Below are 19,982 nucleotides of genomic sequence, written 5' to 3'. Positions count from 1 at the left end.
AACCAATACCAAGAAGCGATTTTTTGATTATTCAGTGATATCAGGCCTTCCTACACTCGCCCCGAAACCCATGTTTCGGAGGTTCAAGTGTCCACTGCCCTGCTGCGTCATTTCATCGACGGCGAGTTCGTCGCCAGCCCCCAGACCTTTGCCAATATCTCCCCGGTCGACGGCCGTGTGCTGGGCCAGGTCTGCGAGGCCGACCGCCCCCTGGTGGACCGTGCCGTGGCGGCGGCCAAGGCGGCGCAGTCCGGCCCCTGGGCCGATTACAGCGCTAGCCAGCGCGCCGACCTGCTGCTACGGATTGCCGCCGCCATCGAGGCGCGTTTCGAGGCGTTCGTCGCCGCCGAAGTCGCCGACACCGGGCGCCCGGTGCAGCAGGCGCGCACCCTGGATGTGGCGCGGGCCGTGCACAACTTCCGCACCTTCGCCGAGCTGCTGCGCCAGTCCGGCGGCGAAATCTTCGAGATGCGCGGCGCCGACGGCAATGACGTGTTCAGCTACAGCGTGCGCAAGCCCCACGGCGTGGTGGCGATCATCTCGCCGTGGAACCTGCCGCTGTTGCTGCTCACCTGGAAAGTCGCCCCGGCCCTGGCCTGCGGCAACTCGGTGGTGGTCAAGCCGTCCGAGGACACCCCCTCCAGCGCCACCCTGCTGGCCGAAGTGATGCACGACGCTGGGGTGCCGGCCGGCGTGTTCAACCTGGTGCACGGCTTCGGGCCGAATTCGGCCGGGGAATTCCTCACCGCCCACCGCGACGTCGACGCCATCACCTTCACCGGTGAGTCCCGTACCGGCGCCACCATCATGAAAGCCGCCGCCGAAGGCGTGCGCGAGGTGTCCTTCGAGCTGGGCGGCAAGAACGCCGCGGTGGTGTTCGCCGACTGCGATTTCGACGCCGCGGTGGCCGGGGTGCTGCGCGCAAGCTTCACCAACGCCGGGCAGGTGTGCCTGTGCTCGGAGCGGGTCTACGTCGAACGGCCGATCTACCAGCGCTTCGTCGCGGCCCTCAAGGCCGGCGCCGAACAGTTGAAGATCGGCTACCCCGATGAAGACGGGGTGAACATGGGTTCGCTGATTTCCCACAAGCACCGGGACAAGGTCCTGGGCTACTTCCAACTGGCCCTGGAGGAAGGCGCGACCCTGGTCAGCGGCGGCGGCATTCCGCAGTTCGGCGATGCCCGGGACCAGGGCGCCTACGTCCAGCCGACGATCTGGACCGACCTGCCGGACCACGCCCGTTGCCTGCGCGAAGAAGTGTTCGGCCCGGTCTGCCACATCGCCCCGTTCGACACCGAGGACGAAGTGCTGCGCCGGGTCAACGACTCGGCCTATGGCCTGGCCACGGCCCTGTGGACCCGTGATCTGAAGCGCGCCCATCAGCTGTCGCGGCGCTTCCGTGTGGGCATGGTCTGGGTCAACACCTGGTTCCTGCGCGACCTGCGCACGCCGTTCGGCGGCACAAGGCTTTCGGGCGTGGGGCGCGAAGGCGGCCGTCACTCCCTGGATTTCTACTCCGAGATCACCACCATCTGCGTCAACCCTTGAGGGGCACCCCGACATGCATGCAGACCTGATTGAAGCGGCGCACCACCTGCGCCAGGCCCAGCTCAACGGCCAGCCCTGCGCCCCGGTGCGCGAGCTGATTGCCCAGGCCCAGGCCGCACAACCCCACACCTCCCTGGCCGACCTGGCCTACCAGGTGCAGCACTACAACAACCTGGCGGCCATCGATGCCGGACGCCGCCCGGTAGGCCACAAGATCGGCCTGACCTCCCGCGCCGTGCAGCAGCAACTGGGGGTGGACCAGCCGGACTTCGGCCAGCTGTTCGCCGACATGGCCCGCGGTGACGACCAGCCCATCGCCTGGAGCGACACCTGCCAGCCCAAGGTCGAAGCCGAGGTGGCCCTGGTGCTGGAACATGACCTGAACCATGAGCGCCACACCCTGGCCGACCTGATCCGTGCCACCGCTTTTGCCCTGCCGGCCATCGAGATTGTCGGCAGCCGCATTGCCCAGTGGGACATCCGCCTGAGCGACACCATCGCCGACAACGCCTCGTCCGGGCTGTTCGTGCTCGGCAGCCAGCCGGTGGCCCTGGAAAAACTCGACCTGGTGCGCTGCGGCATGAGCCTGACGCGGCGTGGCGAGCCGGTGTCGGTGGGCGCCGGCGCGGCCTGCCTGGGCAACCCGCTGAACGCCGCCCTGTGGCTGGCCGACACCCTGGCGCGCCTGGGCACGCCGCTGCGGGCCGGCGACATCCTCCTGACCGGCGCCCTCGGACCGATGGTCGCGGTGCAGCCGGGGGACCGTTTCACCGCGCACATCCAGGGCCTGGGCAGCGTCAGCGCCGCCTTCGCCAGCGCTCAATGACCGGGAGTCGTCCATGAACAGAACCCTCAACGCCGCGATCATCGGCTCGGGCAATATCGGCACCGACCTGATGCTGAAAATCCTCCGTCAGGCCCGGCACCTGCAACTGAGCGCCATGGTCGGCATCGACCCGGCTTCCGACGGCCTGGAACGGGCCCGGCGCCTGGGCGTGGCCACCACCCACGAAGGCGTCGAAGGCCTGCTGCGCATGCCCGAGTTTGCCGCCATCGACCTGGTGTTCGACGCCACCTCGGCCGCCGCCCACCAGCACCATGAGGCCGTGCTGCGCCAGGCCAAGCCGGGCATCCGCCTGATCGACCTGACCCCGGCGGCCATCGGCCCCTACTGCATTCCGGTGGTCAACCTGGAGCAGCACCTGAACAGCCTCAACCTGAACATGGTCACCTGCGGCGGCCAGGCGACCATTCCCATGGTGGCCGCGGTGTCGCGGGTGGCCCAGGTGCACTACGCGGAAATCGTCGCCTCGATTGCCAGCAAGTCCGCCGGCCCCGGCACCCGGGCCAACATCGACGAGTTCACCGAGACTACTCGCCACGCCATCGAGACCCTCGGCGGTGCCACCCGGGGCAAGGCGATCATCGTCATGAACCCGGCCGAACCGCCGCTGATCATGCGCGACACGGTGCTGATGCTGTCGGCCGCCGCCGATCAGCGGGAGATCGCCGCCTCCATCGGCGAGATGGCCGCGGCGGTGCAGGCCTATGTGCCCGGCTACCGGCTCAAGCAGCAGGTGCAGTTCGAGCCGATCCCGGCCTCGGCGCCGCTGTTGATCCCGGGGCTGGGGCGTTTCAGCGGGCTCAAGACCTCGGTGTTCCTGGAGGTCGAGGGCGCCGCCCATTACCTGCCCGCCTACGCCGGCAACCTCGACATCATGACCTGCGCCGCGCTGGCCACCGCCGAGCGCATGGCCCAGTCGCTGCTCAACCGCTGAAGGAGCTTCGCCATGACTTTCAACCCCGGCAACAAGCTCTACATTTCCGACGTGACCCTGCGTGACGGCATGCACGCCATCCGCCACCAATACAGCCTGGATCAGGTCCAGGCCATCGCCCGGGCCCTGGACGCGGCCCGCGTCGACAGCATTGAAGTGGCCCACGGCGACGGCCTGCAGGGTTCCAGCTTCAACTACGGCTTCGGCGCCCACACCGACCTGGAATGGATCGAAGCGGCGGCCGATGTGCTCGAACACGCGCGCATCGCCACCCTGCTGCTGCCCGGCATCGGCACCGTGCACGACCTCAAGGCCGCCTACCGGGCCGGCGCCCGAGTGGTGCGGGTCGCCACCCATTGCACCGAGGCCGATGTCTCGCGCCAGCACATCGAATGCGCCCGGGAACTGGGCATGGACACCGTCGGCTTTCTGATGATGAGCCACATGACCAGCCCGGAAAATCTCGCCGTGCAGGCGCAGAAAATGGAAAGCTACGGCGCCACCTGCGTCTACGTGGTGGACTCCGGCGGCGCCATGAACATGCAGGACATCCGCCTGCGCTTTCGGGCGCTGAAGGCCGTGCTCAAGCCGGACACCGCCACCGGCATGCACGCCCACCACAACCTCGGCCTGGGGGTGGCCAACTCCCTGGTGGCGGTGGAAGAAGGCTGCCAGCGCATCGACGCCAGCCTCGCCGGCATGGGCGCCGGGGCCGGTAACGCGCCGCTGGAAGTGTTTATCGCCGCCGCCGACAAGCTGGGCTGGAACCACGGCACCGACCTCTATCGCCTGATGGACGCCGCCGACGATCTGGTGCGCCCGCTGCAGGACCGGCCGGTGCGGGTCGACCGCGAAACCCTGGCCCTGGGCTACGCCGGGGTCTACTCCAGCTTCCTGCGCCACGCCGAACAAGCCGCCCACAAATACGGCCTGAAAACCGTCGACATCCTCGTTGAGCTCGGCCGCCGGCGCATGGTCGGTGGCCAGGAAGACATGATCGTCGACGTCGCCCTCGACCTGCTCGCTGCCCGGGAGTCCCGCCCATGAACCTCGATCTTGCCCCCATCGCCAGCGCCCTGGATCAGGCCGCGCGCAAGGCTCGCGCCCTGCCCCAGTTCAGCCGGCACACGCCCTTCAACCTGGAGCAGGCGTATCAGATCCAGCGCGCCTCCATGGCCCACCGCTACGCCGATGGCGAACGCATGATCGGCCTCAAGCTGGGCTTCACCAGCCGCGCCAAGATGCAGCAGATGGGCGTCGACAGCCTGATCTGGGGCTGGCTCACTGACGCCATGCTGGAAGAGGACGGCGGCCTGCTGAACCTGGATCGCTACATCCACCCCCGGGCCGAACCGGAGCTGTGCTTTCTCACCCGGCGCGCCATCGACCGGCCGCTGACCCAGCTCGAAGCCGTGGACTATCTGGAGGCCGTGGCCCCGGCCATCGAGATCATCGACTCGCGCTACGAGGCGTTCAAATTCAGCCTCGAAGACGTGGTGGCAGACAACTGCTCCTCGGCCGGGCTGGTGGTCGGCCCCTGGTCCCGGGACTTTTCCACCCTGGCCAACGCCGGGGTACTGATGCGCCTGGACGGTGCCCTGGTGGAGGTCGGTTCGACCGCGGCGATCCTCGGCCATCCGCTGCGCAGCCTGGTGCACGCCTCGCAACTGCTGGCCCGGGCCGACATCAGCCTGCCCGCCGGCAGCCTGATCATGGCCGGCGCCGCCACCGCCGCCGTGGCCCTGACACCCGGCGCGCAGTTGACGGTGGAGATCAATGGCTACGGCGAATGCGCCTTCACCTGCAGCGGCCAGGCACAAGGGGAACGCTCATGACCGTCAACCGCGCGACCCTGGTGCCGGGCAAGGCCAAGCCTCGCGGCCGCTTCCCCCACATCAAGCGCGCCGGCGATCTGCTGTTCGTCTCCGGCACCAGTTCGCGGCGTCCGGACAACAGCTTCGACGGCGTCGAAGTGGACGAGCTGGGCACCACCCGCCTGGACATTCGCGCCCAGACCCGGGCGGTGATCGAGAACATCCGCGATATCCTCGCCAGCGAAAACGCCGGGCTGCAGGACCTGGTGGAGATCAGCGCCTTCCTGGTGGATATGAACGACTTCGGTCCCTACAACCAGGTCTACGCCGAGTACTTCGACGAACAGGGCCCGACCCGCACCACCGTGGCCGTGCATCAGTTGCCGCACCCGCACCTGCGCATCGAAATCAAGGCGGTGGCCTACGCCCCGCTCAATCGCCGAGAACAATAACAATGGACAAGCACCACTACAGCGCGCCGCTGAACTTCAACCGTTGGCTGGATGAACACGCCCATTTGCTGCAACCGCCGGTGGGCAACCGCCAGGTGTGGCAGGACGCCGACTTCATGGTCACCGTGGTCGGCGGCCCCAACCAGCGCACCGACTTTCACGACGACCCCATGGAAGAGTTCTTCTATCAGTTCAAGGGCAATGCCTACCTGAACATCTGGGACCGCGGCCGCTACGAGCGCATCGATCTGCGCGAGGGCGACATCTACCTGATGGCGCCCCACGTCATTCATTCCCCGCAACGCCCAGAGCCCGGCAGCCTGTGCCTGGTGGTGGAGCGCCAGCGGCCCGTGGGCCTGCTGGACGCCCTGCAATGGTCTTGCGCCCGCTGCGGCACGCTGATCCAGCGCTATGACATGCAGCTGCAGAGCATCGTCAACGACCTGCCACCGGTCTACGAAGAGTTCTACGCCACCAGCCAGGAGCAGCGGCGTTGCACCGGCTGCGGCGAAATCCACCCGGGCCGCGACTGGCAGACCTGGCACCACACCCTCAAGGCGGCGACCCCCTTATGAAAATCGACATGCATTCGCACTTTTTCCCCGACATCAGCCAGGCCGAGGCCGCACGCCTGGACCCGGTGCGCGCGCCCTGGCTGCACAAGGACGGCGCCCGGGGCCAGATCATGGTCGGCGACAAAGCCTTTCGTCCGGTGCACGACGTGCTCTGGGACCCGGCGCGACGTGTCGAGCACCTGGACGAGCAAGGCCTGGACCTGCAGATCATGTGCGCCACGCCGGTGATGTTCGCCTACGACGCGCCCATCGAACGGGCCCTGCCCTGGGCCCAGTTGATGAACGATCGGGCGATGGCCATGACCGCCGGCCACGAACGCCGGCTCAAGGTCCTGGCCCAAGTGCCACTGCAGGACCTGGACGCCGCCTGCGCCGAAGCCAGCCGAGCCCAGGCCATCGGCCACGTCGGCGTGCAGATCGGCAACCACGTGGGCAATCACGACCTGGACCACGATCATCTGGTGACCTTTCTCGATCACTGCGCCCGTAACCAGATCCCGGTGCTGGTGCACCCCTGGGACATGATGGGCGGCGAGCGCATGCGCAAATGGATGCTGCCGTGGCTGGTGGCGATGCCGGCGGAAACCCAGCTGGGGATTCTGTCGCTGATCCTCTCTGGAGCCTTCGAGCGCCTGCCCGAATCCCTGCGCATCTGCTTCGCCCACGGCGGTGGTGGCTTCGCCTTTCTTCTGGGGCGGGTGGACAACGCCTGGCGTCACCGTGACATCGTCCGCGAAGACTGCCCGCAGTTGCCGTCCAGCTACGTCAAGCGCTTCTTTGTCGACTCGGCGGTGTTCGACCCGGGCGCCCTGACACTGCTGGTGGAAGTGATGGGCAGTGAACGGGTGATGCTGGGTTCGGACTCACCCTTCCCCCTCGGCGAACAGCGTATCGGCAGCGGCATCGCCGACCACCCGACCCTGGCCGAAGCCGACAAGGCACGCCTGCTCGGCGGCAACGCCCAGGACTTCTTCAACCTGTACTGAGTGCCCGCACTCAGCCCCTCATCCCCCTCGCTGCACCCGTCACCGTGGTCATCCGGCGGGCACCCCATGCCCGCCTCGAACAAAACCTATAAGGAGCCACCCATGTACGAGCGAACGCAACACCTGAGTGAACTCATCGACCGCAGCCCACTGGGCGCCTTGCAGATACGCGTGTTGCTGCTGTGTTTCCTGATCGTCCTGCTGGACGGTTTCGACACCGCCGCCATTGGCTACATCGCCCCCGAGCTGATCCACAGCTGGAACATCGAACCCGCGCAGCTGGCCCCGGCCTTCGGCGCCGGGCTGTTCGGCATGCTCCTGGGCAGCTTCTGCTTCGGCCCCCTGGCCGACCGCCACGGACGCAAGAGCGTACTGCTGATTTGCGTGGCGATCTTCGCCCTCGGCACCCTGGCCTCGGCGCTCTCGCCGAACATCGAAGTGCTGAGCATCCTGCGCTTTGTCACCGGCATCGGCCTGGGCGGCGTGCTGCCCAACTGCATCACCCTGAGCTCGGAATACTCCCCGGCGCGGCGGCGCATGCTGCTGGTGACCCTGAGCTATTCCGGCTTCACCCTGGGCCTGGCCCTGGGCGGCGCGGTGGCCGGCGCGCTGCTGCCCCGGGTCGGCTGGCAGGGCCTGCTGCTGATCGGCGGCCTGGCGCCCCTGCTGCTGTTGCCGGTGCTGTACCTGGCGCTGCCGGAGTCGGTGTGTTTCATGGCCAACAGCCCGCGCCACACCGCCACCTTGCGCCGCATCATCACCCGCATCAGCGGCCAGTCCGACTGGGAACGGGTGCGACTGGTGGGCGATAGCGGCGAGGCCGGCGCACGCTCGCCACTTTCAGCGTTGTTCAGCCCCGGCCAGTTGGCCCGCACCCTGCTGCTGTGGCTGACCTTCTTCTGCTGCCTGTTCGTGTTCTACCTGCTGACCAACTGGCTGCCCACGGTGCTGCGCACCAGCGGCTACGACACCGGCGGCGCGGCACGGATCAGCGCCATGATTCCCTTTGGCGGCGTGCTGGGCGGCATCGCCATGGCCCTGCTGATGGACCGTATCGGCGCCCTGCGCATCCTGCCCTGGCTGTGCCTGCTCGCCGCCTGCGCCCTGGCCCTGACCGGCAGCCAACTGCACAGCGCCGCCGGCACCCTGGCCATCGTGTTCCTGGCCGGTTTCAGCCTCACCGGCACCCTGAACAACCTCAGCGTGGTGGCCGCCACCCTCTACCCCACCGCCTCCCGGGCCACCGGCGTGGCCTGGGCCCTGGCGGCGGGTCGTGCCGGCTCGATCATCGGCTCGCTGCTCGGTGGCTGGCTGTTCGCCCAGGCCGGCGGCCTGCAGCAATTTTTCGCCTGGATCGCCGTGCCGGTGCTGCTGGCGGGATTGGCCCTGGGCTGGATGAAGCGTCTGGGGCATTCGGCCGCAATTTCGGCGAACAAGGCCGTGGAACAGGACTGAGCCCAAGCCGAGGTTATCGCCCAATAGCAGCGAGCCGCGCCTTCTTCGGGGGCGCGGCTCGCTGCTGTCAGGCCGGGTCGATTCAGAAGAGATCGATCGGGTAATCGGTAATCAGCCGGAACTCATCGACATTGCCCTCGCCCTGAGCGGGGTTGGCCCGGTGCCAGGTCTGGCGCAGACGAAAGCTCAAGTCCTTGAGCGGGCCGTTCTGCACCACATAGCGCGCTTCGAAGTTGATCTCGCGGTGCACGCCGTCCCGGCCATACATCCCGGCGTAGGCGCTGCCTGCCGGGGTGTGCGTGCCGTCGATGCCGGAGCCGCGCAAGTAGCGCGTCATCAGGTCCCAGCCGGGCATGCCGTAGCCGGCCAGCGACAGGTCGTAGCGCAGTTGCCAGGAGCGCTCGTTGGGGCCGTTGAAGTCCGAGTACTGCACCGAGTTGGGCAGGTAGATCGAGGCGCCCTGGTCGCGGCCATTGCGGCCGTTGCGGTCCAGGTCGCCCACCCCCAGGTAGTCGAACGGGGTGTTGCCGTCGACGTTCTGCAGCGCCAGGGTCAGGCGGTGGGCGCCCAGGCCATAGAACACCGAGGCACCCAGGGTGGTGTTGTCGATGGCGCCGGCTCTGGCCCGGCCGGTGTCGAAGGTGCGGTAGAGGTTGAGGTCGAAACCGGCCTGCCGGCCCTGCCCCAGCTCGGTACGGCCATTGAGGTTGGCGTAGTACTGGTTCCAGATGTCGGCGAAACGCGCCGCGTAGAAGCTGGCGCCCCAGTCAGGCGTGAACGCGTACTGGCCGCCCAGGTAGTCCACCGAGGGCGTGGTGACGCCGGCATAGAAGGCCCAGAGGTCGCCGTTGCTGTTGGTGGTGACGTGGCCGGTGGCCGAGGTGAAATGCCCGGCCTGCAGCGTGAGTTTGTCCAGTTCCTGGCTGTCCAGGGCAAAGCCGGTGGCGGTTTCCGGGATCAGGCGGTTGTGGCCGACGGCGAACACCGGGGTGTCCACCGACTGCTCGCCGAAACGCAGCACGCTTTCGGAGACTTTCAGTTTCAGCGCGGCACCGGCCTTGGCGTATTGGTCCGCCGGCTTGCCGTTGTCGTGGATCGGCAGGTTGTAGGTGCCGGTCTTGCCCCCGGAGGCATCCAGCTTGAGCCCGAGAGTGGCGAAGGCATCCACGCCGACGCCGACCGTGCCCTGGGTGAACCCGGATTCGAAGCGGCCGATAAAGCCCTGGGTCCAGTCCTTGCGGTCGGCACGGCCGTCCTGGACGCTGCGGTTGAGGTAGTAGTTGCGGGCTTGGATGCGCAGATGGCTGTCCTCGATGAAACCGGCCGGCTCCTCCCCAGCCCCATGGACGCTCCAGGGCAGGCAACCCAGCAGCGGCAGCAGCAAAAGCGGTGAACGGCGCATTACGTCAGACATGGCAAAACCCTTGGTGAATTATTGTTTTTGTAAAGGTGACGACAGGGATCGACAGTGACCAAAGGCCCCCTGGGAGCCGGCTTGCCGACGAAGGCGATCACGCGGACCGCTTCGCCGACCAGCCGGCTCCCGCAAACGGGGTGCTCCGGAACTCAGGGTTGGATCGGCAACGGCTTGGGCGCCGCGGCGTCCAGCGGGCGCTGGCCGCGAAAGCGCAGGTAGTAGATGAGCAGGATCAGCGCGAGGAACGGCAGCCCGCAGACCAGGGTCAGGAAAAACTGCTCGGTGAACAGCGTGGTGATCATCACCGCCAGCATCAGCAACAGCCCTCCCAGGCTGGTCCAGGGATAACCCCAGAGCTTGAACGCCAGGGGCTCGGAGCCCTGTTGCCGGCGAAAGAACAGGTGGGTGAGGAAGATCCCGGCCCAGGTGAACATGGCGCCAAACATGGCGATGGACATCATCAGGGTGAAGGCTTTTTCGGCGTAGGCCAGGTACAGCAAGGTGGCCAGGGCAATCCCCAGGGACGACAGCAGCAGCGCCGCCAGGGGCACGCCATTGTTGGTCAGGCGCCCGAACAGCGACGGCGCCTGGCCGGCCCGGGACAGGCTGAACATCAGCCGCGTGGTGATGTACAGCTGGCTGTTCATCGCCGACAGCGCCGCCACCAGGATCACCGCATTGATCACCCCGCCGGCATAGGGAATGCCGGTGGCCGCCATGACCATGACAAAGGGGCTTTCGCCGCCGGTGTTGCGGCTCCAGGGCACGATGGCCAGGACCAGAGCAATGGTCAGCAGGTAGAACACCACCAGGCGCACCATGGTGATGCGAAAGGCCCGGGTCACTGCACGTTCCGGGTCCTTGGCCTCGCCCGCGGCCACGGCGATCATCTCGATGCTCAGGTAACTGAAGAAGGCCACGATCACCGCCACCCAGGTGCCCCAGGCGCCGTTGGGAAAGAAGCCACCCTCGTTGCTGTAGTTGGCAAAACCGATGCCCGAGCCGGGCGCCGCGCCGTACACCACCCAGGCCCCGAGCAGGATGAACACCAGGATGGCGCACAGCTTGAGCAGCGAGAACACATACTCGATGCCGCCGAACACCTTGACGCTGAAGGCGTTGGCCAAAATCAGCGCCAGGGAGAAACCGAGCATCCAGTAACCGCCGGGCACCTCGGGGTACCAGTACTTCATGTACATCGCCGCCGCGGTGATTTCCGTGCCCACGGCAAACACGATGGAGGCCCAGTAGGCGTAGCGGATGGCAAACCCGAACCAGGGCGCCACATAGAATTCGGCGAATGAACCGAACGAGCCGGACGTCGGATGGCGCACGGTCATTTCCGCCAGACAGCCCATCAGCAACAGGGCGATTACCGCGCCGATGGCGTAGCTCACCAGCACGCTGGGCCCGGCAAAGCCGATGGCGAAACTGCTGCCCAGAAACAGCCCGGTGCCGATGGCCCCGCCGATGGCGATCATCGACAGCTGGCCGCTGCTCAGGCTTTGCTTGAGGCCGTGTTCACGGTCTGCCACTTGTTTGAAGGTGCGTATTGTTTTTGTCATGACACTCTTGCTCCAAGGCTGGGCACGGGGTTCAGGTCACCGCTTTGCGGGCCAGGAACTGCGGCTGGTTCCATGCCTCGCTGACGAGGATGTCGCGCAGTGCGTCGACGCAGCTCCAGATGTCTTCAAAGCGGTTGTACAGCGGGGCAAAACCGAAGCGCAGGATGTCCGGCGCGCGAAAATCACCGACGATGCCCCGGGCAATCAGGGCCTGCATCACCGGGTAGGCCTGGGGGTGGCTCAGGGAAACCTGGCTGCCGCGCTGCTGGGCATCGCGCGGGGTCTGCAACTGCACGCCCAACCCGGCCAGTTGCTCGTCACACAGGCGGATGAACAGCTCGGACAAGGCCAGGCTCTTGCTGCGCAAGGCTTGCAGGTCAACGCCGTCGAACACCTCCAGCGCCGCTTCCAGGGCCAGCACACCCAACTGGGGCGCGGTGCCCACCAGCATCCGGTCGAGGCTCGGGTGCGGCTGGTAGTCATGACTGAAATCGAAGGGTTTGGCGTGCCCGTGCCAACCGGTCAGCGGCTGGCGCAATTGGGCGATGTGACGCTCGGCGACAAACACAAAGGCCGGCGCGCCGGGGCCGCCATTGAGGTACTTGTAGCCACAGCCCACGGCGAAATCCGCGCCAGCGGCGTTCAATTCCACCGGCATGGCCCCCGCCGAGTGGCACAGGTCCCAGACCACCAGCACGCCCAGCTCATGGGCCCGCGCGGTGATCGCGGCCATGTCGTAGCGGCGACCGCTCTTGTAGTTGACGTGGGTCAGAGACAGGATCGCCACCTCGTCGCTGAGGGCATCGAGGATCTGCTCGGGATCAACGCACTGCAGCTGGCAGCCGGTCAGCTCCGCGACGCCCTGGGCGATGTACACATCGGTGGGAAAGTTGCCGTTCTCTGCCAGGATCACCCGGCGCGACGGCTGCATGCGCAAGGCCGCCACCAGCACCTTGAACAGGTTGATCGAGGTGGAGTCGGCCACTATCACTTCGTGCCCCTGGGCCCCGATCAGCCCGGCGATGCGGGCCCCGGTGCGCTGCGGCGCGGGGTACCAGTCGGCGTCGTTCCAGGAGTTGATGAGGCCCTCGGCCCACTCCACCTTGAGCACCTGCTCCAGGCGCGCCGGGACATGGGCCGGCATGGCCCCCAGGGAGTTGCCGTCGAGGTAGATCTTGTGTTGCGGCAAGGTAAAACGCTGGCGACAGAAGGCCAACGGGTCTGACTGATCCAACTGCTGGATCTGCTCCCGGGTACAGGGCGCGGAACGGCTCATGACGATCCCTCGGTATCGATGATTGGGGCGCCGGGGTTGCAGCAAACAGCCCCCAGCGAGTCCGGATGCTAGCCAGGGTCGCCATTACTGGATAATAGAAAAGACGGCCCTTTATATTCCCGCTGGTAATACCCAATTCTGCTCACCGCCAGCCCGCCATCGGGCGGGGCCACTCGGTAGCGCTGTCAGCCAGAACGGCGCTGGCGCAAAAGCCCTATCGAGGACTGATTGCAGCTTTTATTGGCGAAGGCCACCTCAAGTTGGTACGCCATATGCAAACGTTTGCGAGTTGCATTTTTGTGAGTGTTCGCCACCGCCACGCGCGCGAACGGACATCAGGGACTTCACACCGCACGAACAGGGACTTTCCATGCACAACCGCTTCCCCCGTCATGGCCAATGGGCCGTTTCCCTCGGGCTGGCCGGCGTTACGGGGCTACTCAGTCACGCCGCATTGGCCCAATCCCCCGCGCCGGATGAATCGGCCCAGGGCGAAAGCCTGAGCGCCGAGGTCCAACCGGGCAAACAAGGTGCCTACCTTTCCGACTGGTACAACCAGGACCTGATGCTGATCGGCAGCAAGGACATCAGCTTCGGTCCGCGCCCGGCGGACGACATCTACCTGGAATACGAATACTTCGGGCGCAAGGGCCCCTTCGAGCTGTACGGCTACATCGACCTACCGAAGATCCTCGACATCGGCAACAGCCACGACAAGGGCATCTGGGACCACGGCTCGCCGCTGTTCATGGAGCACGAACCGCGAATCTCCATCGACTACCTGGCCGGCCGCAGCCTGGCCATCGGCCCGTTCAAGGAGTGGTATGTGGCCTTCGACTGGATCTACGACCATGGCAGCCGCACCGCCAACCGCGCCAACACCCTGTACAGCGGCCTGGGCACCGACATCGACACCCATTCCCGGGTCAATCTCTCGGCCAACTTCTACGGCCGCTACCAATGGGAAAACTACGGCGCCAGCAACGAGTATTCCTGGGACGGCTACCGCGCCCAGCTCAAATACATCGTGCCCATCAACACCTTCAGCAACGGCGCCTCGCTGACCTACATTGGCTTCACCAACTTCGATTTCGGCTCCGACCTGCACCAGGACAACCCGGCGCGCACCGCCAATGCCACGGTGGCCACCAACGTGCTGCTGTACGCCTTCACTCACCTGCGCTTCACCCTGGTGGGCCGCTACTTTCACAACGGCGGCAACTGGGAGGATGGCAGCGTGCTGAATTTCGGCGACGGCGAGTTCCGTGCCCGCTCCAACGGCTGGGGCTATTACGCCGGGGTCGGCTATCAGTTTTAGAAGCAGCGGCAAGCGTTGAGCGGCAAATGGCAAGACAAGAACGGTTGCGATGAGTTGCAACCTGGATCAGCCAGGATAAGCGCCGGCAAACGGCAGTCATGGAGGTTGTATGCGTCGGATTAAAAAGGTTTCGTGGGTATTGGGCTTGAGCACGCTGATGGTCAGCGGCGCCTGGGCCAATGAGGCGCCGATCAGGCCCAAGGTGGTGCTGATCAGCATGTTCGCGCCGGAAGCGCAGCACTGGATCGAGCGCCTGGAGCTCAAGCGCGAGATTCGCCTGCCGGGGCTGGCGGCGGAGTATCCGAGCATTCGCTGCAATGACCGGGACGTGTGCCTGTTGACCACCGGCATGGGCCAGACCAATGCCGCGGCCTCGACCCTGGCGCTGGCCCTGTCGCCCCAATTCGACCTGCGCAAAAGCTACTTCCTGGTTGCCGGGATCGCCGGCATCAGCCCGCACCACGGCACCATCGGCACGGCCGCCTGGGCTCATTACCTGGTGGAGTTCGGCACCCAGTGGGAACTCGACGCCCGGGATGCGCCCAAGGACTGGCCCACCGGCTACCTGGGGATCAACACCAAGGGGCCGAACGAAAAACCGCCCCTGGACTACAAGACCGAAGTCTTCGAACTCAACCCCAAGCTCCAGGCCAAGGCCTTCGCCCTGAGCCAGCGGGTGATCTTGAGCGAGAGCCAGCAATCGGCGGCCTGGCGCCTGAAATACCCCAAGGCCCCAGCCAACCAGCCACCGGTGGTGACCCGCTGCGACACCCTGGCGGGCAACACCTGGTTCTCCGGCACTCGCCTGAGCGAACGGGCCGAAGTCTGGACCCGCTTACTGACCGACAACAAAGGCACCTACTGCACCACCCAGCAGGAAGACAACTCCACCTACGAAGCCTTGCTGCGGGCCAGCCGTGAGGGTCTGGTGGACATCCAGCGCCTGGCGGTGCTGCGCGCCGGTTCCGACTTCGACCGCCCGGCACCGGGGGCCAGCGAAGTGGACAACCTGCTCAAGTACGCCGACCAGGGCGGCTTTGTCCCGGCCCTGGAAAACCTCTACCGGGCCGGCAATCCGCTGGTGCAGGACATTCTCAACAACTGGTCGACCTGGGAAAAGGGCGTGCCCGAAGCCTGATCCCTGCAAACGTGTATCCCGCAGCAGCCGGCGTGCCGGCGAACGCAAAGGCGCTCTCAGGGGCGCCATGACCGTTGGCGCCAGAGTCGGCCAATCAAAGTGAATTTTTGCGCCTGCGCGGGATCACTCAAGGATCACAGGGAGGAACAGAGGCTTTATGAACAACGCAAAACTCTTCGTCATCGAATACACCCTTCACGGCGCTCCCAAGTCCTTCATCATCCGCCAGGAAAAGATGGACAACGCCGAGGCCTGGCACTGGGCAAGCTGTGATGCGGGAGTGGGCCGCATCGGCCGTTTCGGCCGGGAACGGGTGAAAAAGACCAGCAAGCCCATGGCGGAAAAGTTCGGTATCGAGAATGTCACCTGGCGGCCTTCGGTCTAGGCCCGCCGCAAACGGGTGGAGCCGCAGCCCGACCCGTTTGCGCTCTTCAGCCGTGGGCGCCTTGGGCGCATTTGCACCCTTGAGTGGAAGCACAAGGCTCACCGTGGGCGTGATGATCGGCGCAAGCCTGACAGCAGCAGTGCTTGCCGTGACGGACAATCGCATGCCCCCCCCCCAGCTTGCAGGTGCAGGCCAGACAGGCGCAGGTTTCATTGGACATGGCAGGGTTCCTTTTTATCAGTCTTTCAGGGGACTCGATCACCGCGCCACCTCAGACAATGGCGGCCACTGCACGGTGCGAGCCCTCCAAAGACCAGGCCAACCCAGCCCCCCCGCCACGCCCACAGCGACTAAAGTGATTCGGCCAGCGCCCGCATGGACCGAGGAACACCCCGGCCCGGCCAGCCAATGATGCAGGCCGTGGTCATGCTGTCTCGACCTGACAAGAACAACCCAAGGTCATTCACCGCCCATGACGATTCTCTATGACGAAACCCTCGACGACGCCCTGCCCGACGTCGACCAACAGGCCCTGATCCGGGCCTTGCGCAGCCAATTACCGGACCTTGAACTACTGGACCAGGAGCCGCAGCTCAAGCCCTACGAATGCGACGGCCTCAGTGCCTATCGCACCACACCGATGCTGGTGGCCCTGCCGCGGCATCTGCACGAAGTCCAGCGCATCCTGCAGATCTGCCATGCGCACCGGGTGCCAGTGGTCCCCCGAGGGGCCGGTACGGGTTTGTCCGGAGGCGCCCTGCCCCTGGAAAAAGGCCTGCTGCTGGTGATGGCGCGCTTCAAGGACATCCTGCAGATTGACCCCGCCGCGCGTTGTGCCAGGCTCCAGCCCGGGGTACGCAACCTGGCCATCTCCCAGGCCGCCGCGCCCTTCGGCCTGTACTACGCCCCCGACCCGTCGTCGCAGATCGCCTGTTCGATTGGCGGCAACGTCGCGGAAAACGCCGGGGGCGTGCATTGCCTGAAATACGGCCTGACCGTGCACAACCTGCTCAAGGTCGAGATGCTCAGCGTCGACGGCCAGCCCCTGACCCTGGGCAGCGAGGCCCTGGATTCGCCGGGCTTCGACCTGCTGGCGCTGTTCACCGGCTCCGAGGGCCTGTTGGGGGTGATCACCGAGGTCACGGTCAAGCTGCTGCCCAAGCCGCCGATCGCCAAGGTGCTGCTGGCGGCCTTTGATTCAGTGGAAGCCGCCGGCCGCGCCGTGGCCGACATCATTGCCGCGGGGATCATCCCTGGTGGCCTGGAGATGATGGACAACCTGGCGATCCGCGCCGCCGAGGACTTCATCCACGCCGGCTACCCGGTGCACGCCGAAGCCATCCTGCTGTGCGAGCTGGACGGGGTGGAGGCCGATGTGCATGACGACTGCGAGCGGGTGCGCCAGGTGCTGGAACGCGCCGGCGCCAGCGAGGTACGCCTGGCCCGGGACGAAGCCGAGCGCGTGCGCTTCTGGGCCGGGCGCAAGAACGCCTTTCCAGCGGTGGGCCGCTTGTCCCCGGACTACTACTGCATGGACGGCACCATTCCCCGGCGCCAGCTGCCGGGGGTGTTACGGGGCATTGCCCGTCTCGCCGCCGAGCATCAACTGCGGGTGGCCAACGTGTTCCATGCCGGGGACGGCAACATGCACCCGCTGATCCTGTTCGATGCCAACCGGCCGGGCGAGCTGCAGCGGGCCGAGGCCCTGGGCGGCAAGATCCTCGAACTGTGCGTGGCGGTGGGCGGCAGCATCACCGGCGAACACGGTGTGGGCCGGGAGAAAATCAACCAGATGTGCGCCCAGTTCAACGCCCACGAGCTGGCGCTGTTCCATGGGGTCAAGGCCGCCTTCGATCCTGGCGGCCTGCTCAACCCCGGCAAGAACATCCCGACCCTGCAGCGCTGCGCCGAATTCGGCGCCATGCATATCCATCATGGGCAACTGCCCTTCCCCGAACTGGAGCGTTTCTGATGACCGCGCCACCCGACGGCGATGCCAGCGCCGCGCTGCTGGAACAGGTCCGCAACGCCTTGCAGGACAGCACCCCGTTGCGTATCCAGGGCTCCAACAGCAAAGCCTTTCTCGGCCGCGAGTGCGCCGGGGAAATCCTCGATACCCGCAGCCATCGCGGCATCGTCAGCTACGACCCCACGGAGCTGGTGATCAGCGCCCGGGCCGGCACCCCGCTCAGTGAGTTGCACGCCACTCTGGAGGCCGCCGGGCAGATGCTGCCCTGCGAGCCGCCATCGTTCGGCGCTGGAGCCACCCTGGGCGGCATGCTCGCCAGCGGCCTGTCCGGACCGCGTCGACCCTGGGCCGGCGCGGTACGGGATTTCGTCCTCGGCACCCGGATCATCAGCGGCAGCGGCCAGCACCTGCGCTTTGGTGGCGAGGTGATGAAGAACGTCGCCGGTTACGACCTGTCGCGGCTGATGGCCGGCAGCTACGGCTGCCTGGGGCTGATCACCGAAGTCTCGCTGAAGGTCCTGCCCAAGCCCCGGCAATGCCTGAGCCTGAGCCTGGAAATGACGCCCGGCCAAGCCCTGGCCAGACTCGCCGAATGGGGCCAGCAGCCCTTGCCGATCAGCGCCGCCTGCCACGACGGCGAGCGCCTGCACCTGCGCCTGGAAGGCGGCGCAGGTTCGGTGGCCGCCGCCCATGAGCGCCTGGGCGGCGAGCCCCTGGACGCGGGCTACTGGAGCCAGCTCAATGAACAGCAACTGGACTTCTTCAACCCCGGCCTGCCGCTGTGGCGCCTGTCGCTGCCGCACAACACGCCGCTGCTGGCACTGCCCGGCGAACAACTGCTGGACTGGGGCGGCGCCCAGCGCTGGCTGAAGACCGACGCCACGGCCGCCGAGATCCGCGCCGCCGTCAGTGCCGTCGGCGGCCACGCCAGCTGCTACAGCCACGGCCTGCAGGACAGCCCGTTCCAGCCCCTGGCGCCGACCCTTTTGCACTATCACCAACGGCTCAAGGCGCAACTGGACCCGCAAGGGATCTTCAACCCCGGCCGACTCTACGCGGAGCTCTAGCCCATGCAGACCACCCTCAGCCCAGAGGCCCGGCAACTGCCCCGGGCGGCAGAAGCCGAGCGCATCCTGCGCAGCTGCGTGCACTGCGGTTTCTGCAATGCCACCTGCCCCACCTACCAGTTGCTGGGCGACGAACTGGATGGCCCACGGGGCCGTATCTACCTGATCAAGCAGGTGCTGGAGGGCGCCACCGCGACCGCGCAGACCCAGCAACACCTGGACCGCTGCCTGTCGTGCCGCAACTGCGAAACCACCTGCCCGTCCGGGGTCGACTACCACAACCTGCTGGACATCGGCCGCGCCGTGGTGGACGCCGCCGTGCCCCGTCCCCTGGACCAGCAATGGCTGCGTCGCGGGCTGCGGGCCCTGAGCGCCAATGCGCAGTTGTTCAAGGTCCTGATCAACAGTGGCGCCCGCCTTCATCCCCTACTGCCCCAAGCGCTGCAGGACAAACTGCCGCGTCAGGTGCCCCCAGCCAAGGCGCGGCCGGCCATGAGCCACCCACGCCGGGTGCTACTGCTCGAAGGTTGCGTACAGCAGGGGCTGTCGCCCAACACCAACGCCGCGGCGGCGCGAGTCCTCGATCGCCTGGGGATCAGCGTGCAGCCGGTCGCCGAGGCCGGCTGCTGCGGCGCCGTGGACTATCACCTGGACGCCCAGGCAGCCGGCCTGCAGCGCGCCCAACGCAACATCGACGCCTGGTGGCCGTACCTGGAACAGGGGGCCGAAACCATCGTCCAGACCGCCAGCGGCTGCGGCGCCTTCATCAAGGATTACCAGCACCTGCTGGCCCATGACCCGGCCTACCGCGACAAGGCCCGGCAGGTCAGTGCCCTGGCCCGGGACCTGGTGGAAGTGCTGCGCGATGAACCCCTGGAGCAGCTCGGCGCCCACAGCGACCAGCGCCTGGCCTTCCATTGCCCCTGCACCCTGCAGCACGGGCAAAAGCTTGGCGGCGCCGTGGAAAGCCTGCTGCAACGCCTGGGCTTCCACCTCACCGCGGTGCCCGACAGCCACCTGTGCTGCGGCTCGGCGGGCACCTATTCACTGACCCAGCCGGCGCTGGCGCGGCAACTGCGGGACGACAAGCTGCGGGCCCTGGAAAGCGGCCAGCCGGAGTTGATCGTCACCGCCAACATCGGCTGCCAGACCCACCTCGATGGCGCCGGCCGCACCCCGGTCCGCCACTGGATCGAAGTGCTGGAAGACGCGCTGCGCTAAGCGCCAAGCTGCAAGCTG

Annotated in this window: 19 protein-coding genes; 15 read left to right on the top strand and 4 right to left on the bottom strand. The window is 66.6% G+C overall.

Annotated features, from left to right (window positions below; genetic code table 11):
- Positions 1 to 87: 87 nt before the first annotated feature.
- From PLD_RS27085 to PLD_RS27045, 9 genes are all read left to right on the top strand, one after another.
- Positions 88 to 1,548 (top strand): 2-hydroxymuconic semialdehyde dehydrogenase, encoded by a 1,461-nt coding sequence (locus PLD_RS27085; RefSeq protein ID WP_159897751.1) that lies wholly within the window; start codon positions 88 to 90, stop codon positions 1,546 to 1,548.
- Positions 1,549 to 1,561: 13 nt separating this feature from the next.
- On the top strand, positions 1,562 to 2,374 hold the full coding sequence (locus PLD_RS27080) for a fumarylacetoacetate hydrolase family protein (protein ID WP_159897749.1): 813 nt from the start codon (positions 1,562 to 1,564) through the stop codon (positions 2,372 to 2,374).
- Between the two features lie 13 nt (positions 2,375 to 2,387).
- Positions 2,388 to 3,326, top strand: a complete 939-nt coding sequence (locus tag PLD_RS27075) for an acetaldehyde dehydrogenase (acetylating) (protein WP_159897748.1) — start codon at positions 2,388 to 2,390, stop codon at positions 3,324 to 3,326.
- 12 nt (positions 3,327 to 3,338) lie between these two features.
- Positions 3,339 to 4,373, top strand: a complete 1,035-nt coding sequence (gene dmpG, locus PLD_RS27070; RefSeq protein ID WP_159897746.1) for a 4-hydroxy-2-oxovalerate aldolase — start codon at positions 3,339 to 3,341, stop codon at positions 4,371 to 4,373.
- Complete coding sequence (locus PLD_RS27065) at positions 4,370 to 5,161, top strand: 2-keto-4-pentenoate hydratase (protein ID WP_159897744.1); 792 nt, start codon at positions 4,370 to 4,372, stop codon at positions 5,159 to 5,161. The genes dmpG and PLD_RS27065 overlap by 4 nt, the downstream gene beginning before the upstream one ends.
- On the top strand, positions 5,158 to 5,592 hold the full coding sequence (locus PLD_RS27060; protein WP_016965506.1) for a RidA family protein: 435 nt from the start codon (positions 5,158 to 5,160) through the stop codon (positions 5,590 to 5,592). Before PLD_RS27065 ends, PLD_RS27060 begins: the two co-directional genes overlap by 4 nt.
- A 2-nt stretch (positions 5,593 to 5,594) precedes the next feature.
- On the top strand, positions 5,595 to 6,167 hold the full coding sequence (locus tag PLD_RS27055; RefSeq protein WP_159897742.1) for a 3-hydroxyanthranilate 3,4-dioxygenase: 573 nt from the start codon (positions 5,595 to 5,597) through the stop codon (positions 6,165 to 6,167).
- 8 nt (positions 6,168 to 6,175) lie between these two features.
- Entirely contained in the window at positions 6,176 to 7,153 is a 978-nt protein-coding gene (locus PLD_RS27050; RefSeq protein ID WP_256674773.1) for an amidohydrolase family protein, read from the top strand.
- Between the two features lie 102 nt (positions 7,154 to 7,255).
- Positions 7,256 to 8,608: an MFS transporter gene (locus PLD_RS27045; protein WP_159897739.1), complete on the top strand. Its 1,353-nt coding sequence runs from the start codon at positions 7,256 to 7,258 to the stop codon at positions 8,606 to 8,608.
- An 82-nt stretch (positions 8,609 to 8,690) separates the two neighbouring features.
- Here the strand turns inward: PLD_RS27045 and PLD_RS27040 are convergent, their stop codons facing one another.
- From PLD_RS27040 to kynU, 3 genes are all read right to left on the bottom strand, one after another.
- Positions 8,691 to 10,022: an OprD family porin gene (locus tag PLD_RS27040; protein WP_159897737.1), complete on the bottom strand. Its 1,332-nt coding sequence runs from the start codon at positions 10,020 to 10,022 to the stop codon at positions 8,691 to 8,693.
- A 152-nt stretch (positions 10,023 to 10,174) separates the two neighbouring features.
- Positions 10,175 to 11,590, bottom strand: a complete 1,416-nt coding sequence (locus PLD_RS27035) for an amino acid permease (RefSeq protein WP_159897735.1) — start codon at positions 11,588 to 11,590, stop codon at positions 10,175 to 10,177.
- 31 nt (positions 11,591 to 11,621) lie between these two features.
- Positions 11,622 to 12,866 (bottom strand): kynureninase, encoded by a 1,245-nt coding sequence (kynU, locus tag PLD_RS27030; RefSeq protein WP_159897733.1) that lies wholly within the window; start codon positions 12,864 to 12,866, stop codon positions 11,622 to 11,624.
- Positions 12,867 to 13,236: 370 nt separating this feature from the next.
- Here kynU and PLD_RS27025 point away from each other — a divergent pair, with 370 nt between their 5' ends.
- From PLD_RS27025 to PLD_RS27015, 3 genes are all read left to right on the top strand, one after another.
- A complete protein-coding gene (locus tag PLD_RS27025) occupies positions 13,237 to 14,184 on the top strand; it encodes a nucleoside-specific channel-forming protein Tsx (protein ID WP_159897732.1) in 948 nt (315 codons plus the stop codon).
- A 109-nt stretch (positions 14,185 to 14,293) separates the two neighbouring features.
- Positions 14,294 to 15,322 (top strand): purine nucleoside permease, encoded by a 1,029-nt coding sequence (locus PLD_RS27020; protein ID WP_159897731.1) that lies wholly within the window; start codon positions 14,294 to 14,296, stop codon positions 15,320 to 15,322.
- Between the two features lie 157 nt (positions 15,323 to 15,479).
- Positions 15,480 to 15,707 carry a DUF6555 family protein gene (locus PLD_RS27015; RefSeq protein ID WP_011060569.1) on the top strand — a complete coding sequence of 76 codons (228 nt, stop codon included), beginning with the start codon at positions 15,480 to 15,482 and terminating at the stop codon, positions 15,705 to 15,707.
- Between the two features lie 46 nt (positions 15,708 to 15,753).
- Here the strand turns inward: PLD_RS27015 and PLD_RS27010 are convergent, their stop codons facing one another.
- Positions 15,754 to 15,927 carry a metallothionein gene (locus tag PLD_RS27010; RefSeq protein ID WP_159897729.1) on the bottom strand — a complete coding sequence of 58 codons (174 nt, stop codon included), beginning with the start codon at positions 15,925 to 15,927 and terminating at the stop codon, positions 15,754 to 15,756.
- A gap of 252 nt (positions 15,928 to 16,179) precedes the next feature.
- Here PLD_RS27010 and glcD point away from each other — a divergent pair, with 252 nt between their 5' ends.
- Genes glcD through glcF form a run of 3 tightly spaced genes read left to right on the top strand, consistent with a single transcriptional unit; the run spans position 16,180 to position 19,964 of the window.
- The gene (gene glcD, locus PLD_RS27005) at positions 16,180 to 17,679 is read left to right on the top strand and encodes a glycolate oxidase subunit GlcD (RefSeq protein WP_159897727.1); all 1,500 of its coding nucleotides are present in this window, start codon (positions 16,180 to 16,182) and stop codon (positions 17,677 to 17,679) included.
- A complete protein-coding gene (gene glcE, locus PLD_RS27000; protein ID WP_159897725.1) occupies positions 17,679 to 18,743 on the top strand; it encodes a glycolate oxidase subunit GlcE in 1,065 nt (354 codons plus the stop codon). The genes glcD and glcE overlap by 1 nt, the downstream gene beginning before the upstream one ends.
- A gap of 3 nt (positions 18,744 to 18,746) precedes the next feature.
- Positions 18,747 to 19,964: a glycolate oxidase subunit GlcF gene (gene glcF, locus PLD_RS26995; RefSeq protein WP_159897724.1), complete on the top strand. Its 1,218-nt coding sequence runs from the start codon at positions 18,747 to 18,749 to the stop codon at positions 19,962 to 19,964.
- The last annotated feature ends 18 nt before the right edge of the window (positions 19,965 to 19,982 follow it).

Source organism: Pseudomonas sp. LD120 (assembly GCF_009861525.1).
Lineage (GTDB): Bacteria > Pseudomonadota > Gammaproteobacteria > Pseudomonadales > Pseudomonadaceae > Aquipseudomonas.
Note: the sequence above shows the minus strand (reverse complement) of the source record. Positions and strands in the feature narration are given on the sequence as shown.

Coding starts and splice junctions, on each gene's coding strand:
- PLD_RS27080 (WP_159897749.1), top strand. CDS start 1,562: ATGCATGCAGACCTGATTGAAGCGGCGCACCACCTGCGCCAGGCCCAG.
- PLD_RS27075 (WP_159897748.1), top strand. CDS start 2,388: ATGAACAGAACCCTCAACGCCGCGATCATCGGCTCGGGCAATATCGGC.
- dmpG (WP_159897746.1), top strand. CDS start 3,339: ATGACTTTCAACCCCGGCAACAAGCTCTACATTTCCGACGTGACCCTG.
- PLD_RS27065 (WP_159897744.1), top strand. CDS start 4,370: ATGAACCTCGATCTTGCCCCCATCGCCAGCGCCCTGGATCAGGCCGCG.
- PLD_RS27060 (WP_016965506.1), top strand. CDS start 5,158: ATGACCGTCAACCGCGCGACCCTGGTGCCGGGCAAGGCCAAGCCTCGC.
- PLD_RS27055 (WP_159897742.1), top strand. CDS start 5,595: ATGGACAAGCACCACTACAGCGCGCCGCTGAACTTCAACCGTTGGCTG.
- PLD_RS27050 (WP_256674773.1), top strand. CDS start 6,176: ATGCATTCGCACTTTTTCCCCGACATCAGCCAGGCCGAGGCCGCACGC.
- PLD_RS27045 (WP_159897739.1), top strand. CDS start 7,256: ATGTACGAGCGAACGCAACACCTGAGTGAACTCATCGACCGCAGCCCA.
- PLD_RS27040 (WP_159897737.1), bottom strand. CDS start 10,022: ATGTCTGACGTAATGCGCCGTTCACCGCTTTTGCTGCTGCCGCTGCTG.
- PLD_RS27035 (WP_159897735.1), bottom strand. CDS start 11,590: ATGACAAAAACAATACGCACCTTCAAACAAGTGGCAGACCGTGAACAC.
- kynU (WP_159897733.1), bottom strand. CDS start 12,866: ATGAGCCGTTCCGCGCCCTGTACCCGGGAGCAGATCCAGCAGTTGGAT.
- PLD_RS27025 (WP_159897732.1), top strand. CDS start 13,237: ATGCACAACCGCTTCCCCCGTCATGGCCAATGGGCCGTTTCCCTCGGG.
- PLD_RS27020 (WP_159897731.1), top strand. CDS start 14,294: ATGCGTCGGATTAAAAAGGTTTCGTGGGTATTGGGCTTGAGCACGCTG.
- PLD_RS27015 (WP_011060569.1), top strand. CDS start 15,480: ATGAACAACGCAAAACTCTTCGTCATCGAATACACCCTTCACGGCGCT.
- PLD_RS27010 (WP_159897729.1), bottom strand. CDS start 15,927: ATGTCCAATGAAACCTGCGCCTGTCTGGCCTGCACCTGCAAGCTGGGG.
- glcD (WP_159897727.1), top strand. CDS start 16,180: ATGACGATTCTCTATGACGAAACCCTCGACGACGCCCTGCCCGACGTC.
- glcE (WP_159897725.1), top strand. CDS start 17,679: ATGACCGCGCCACCCGACGGCGATGCCAGCGCCGCGCTGCTGGAACAG.
- glcF (WP_159897724.1), top strand. CDS start 18,747: ATGCAGACCACCCTCAGCCCAGAGGCCCGGCAACTGCCCCGGGCGGCA.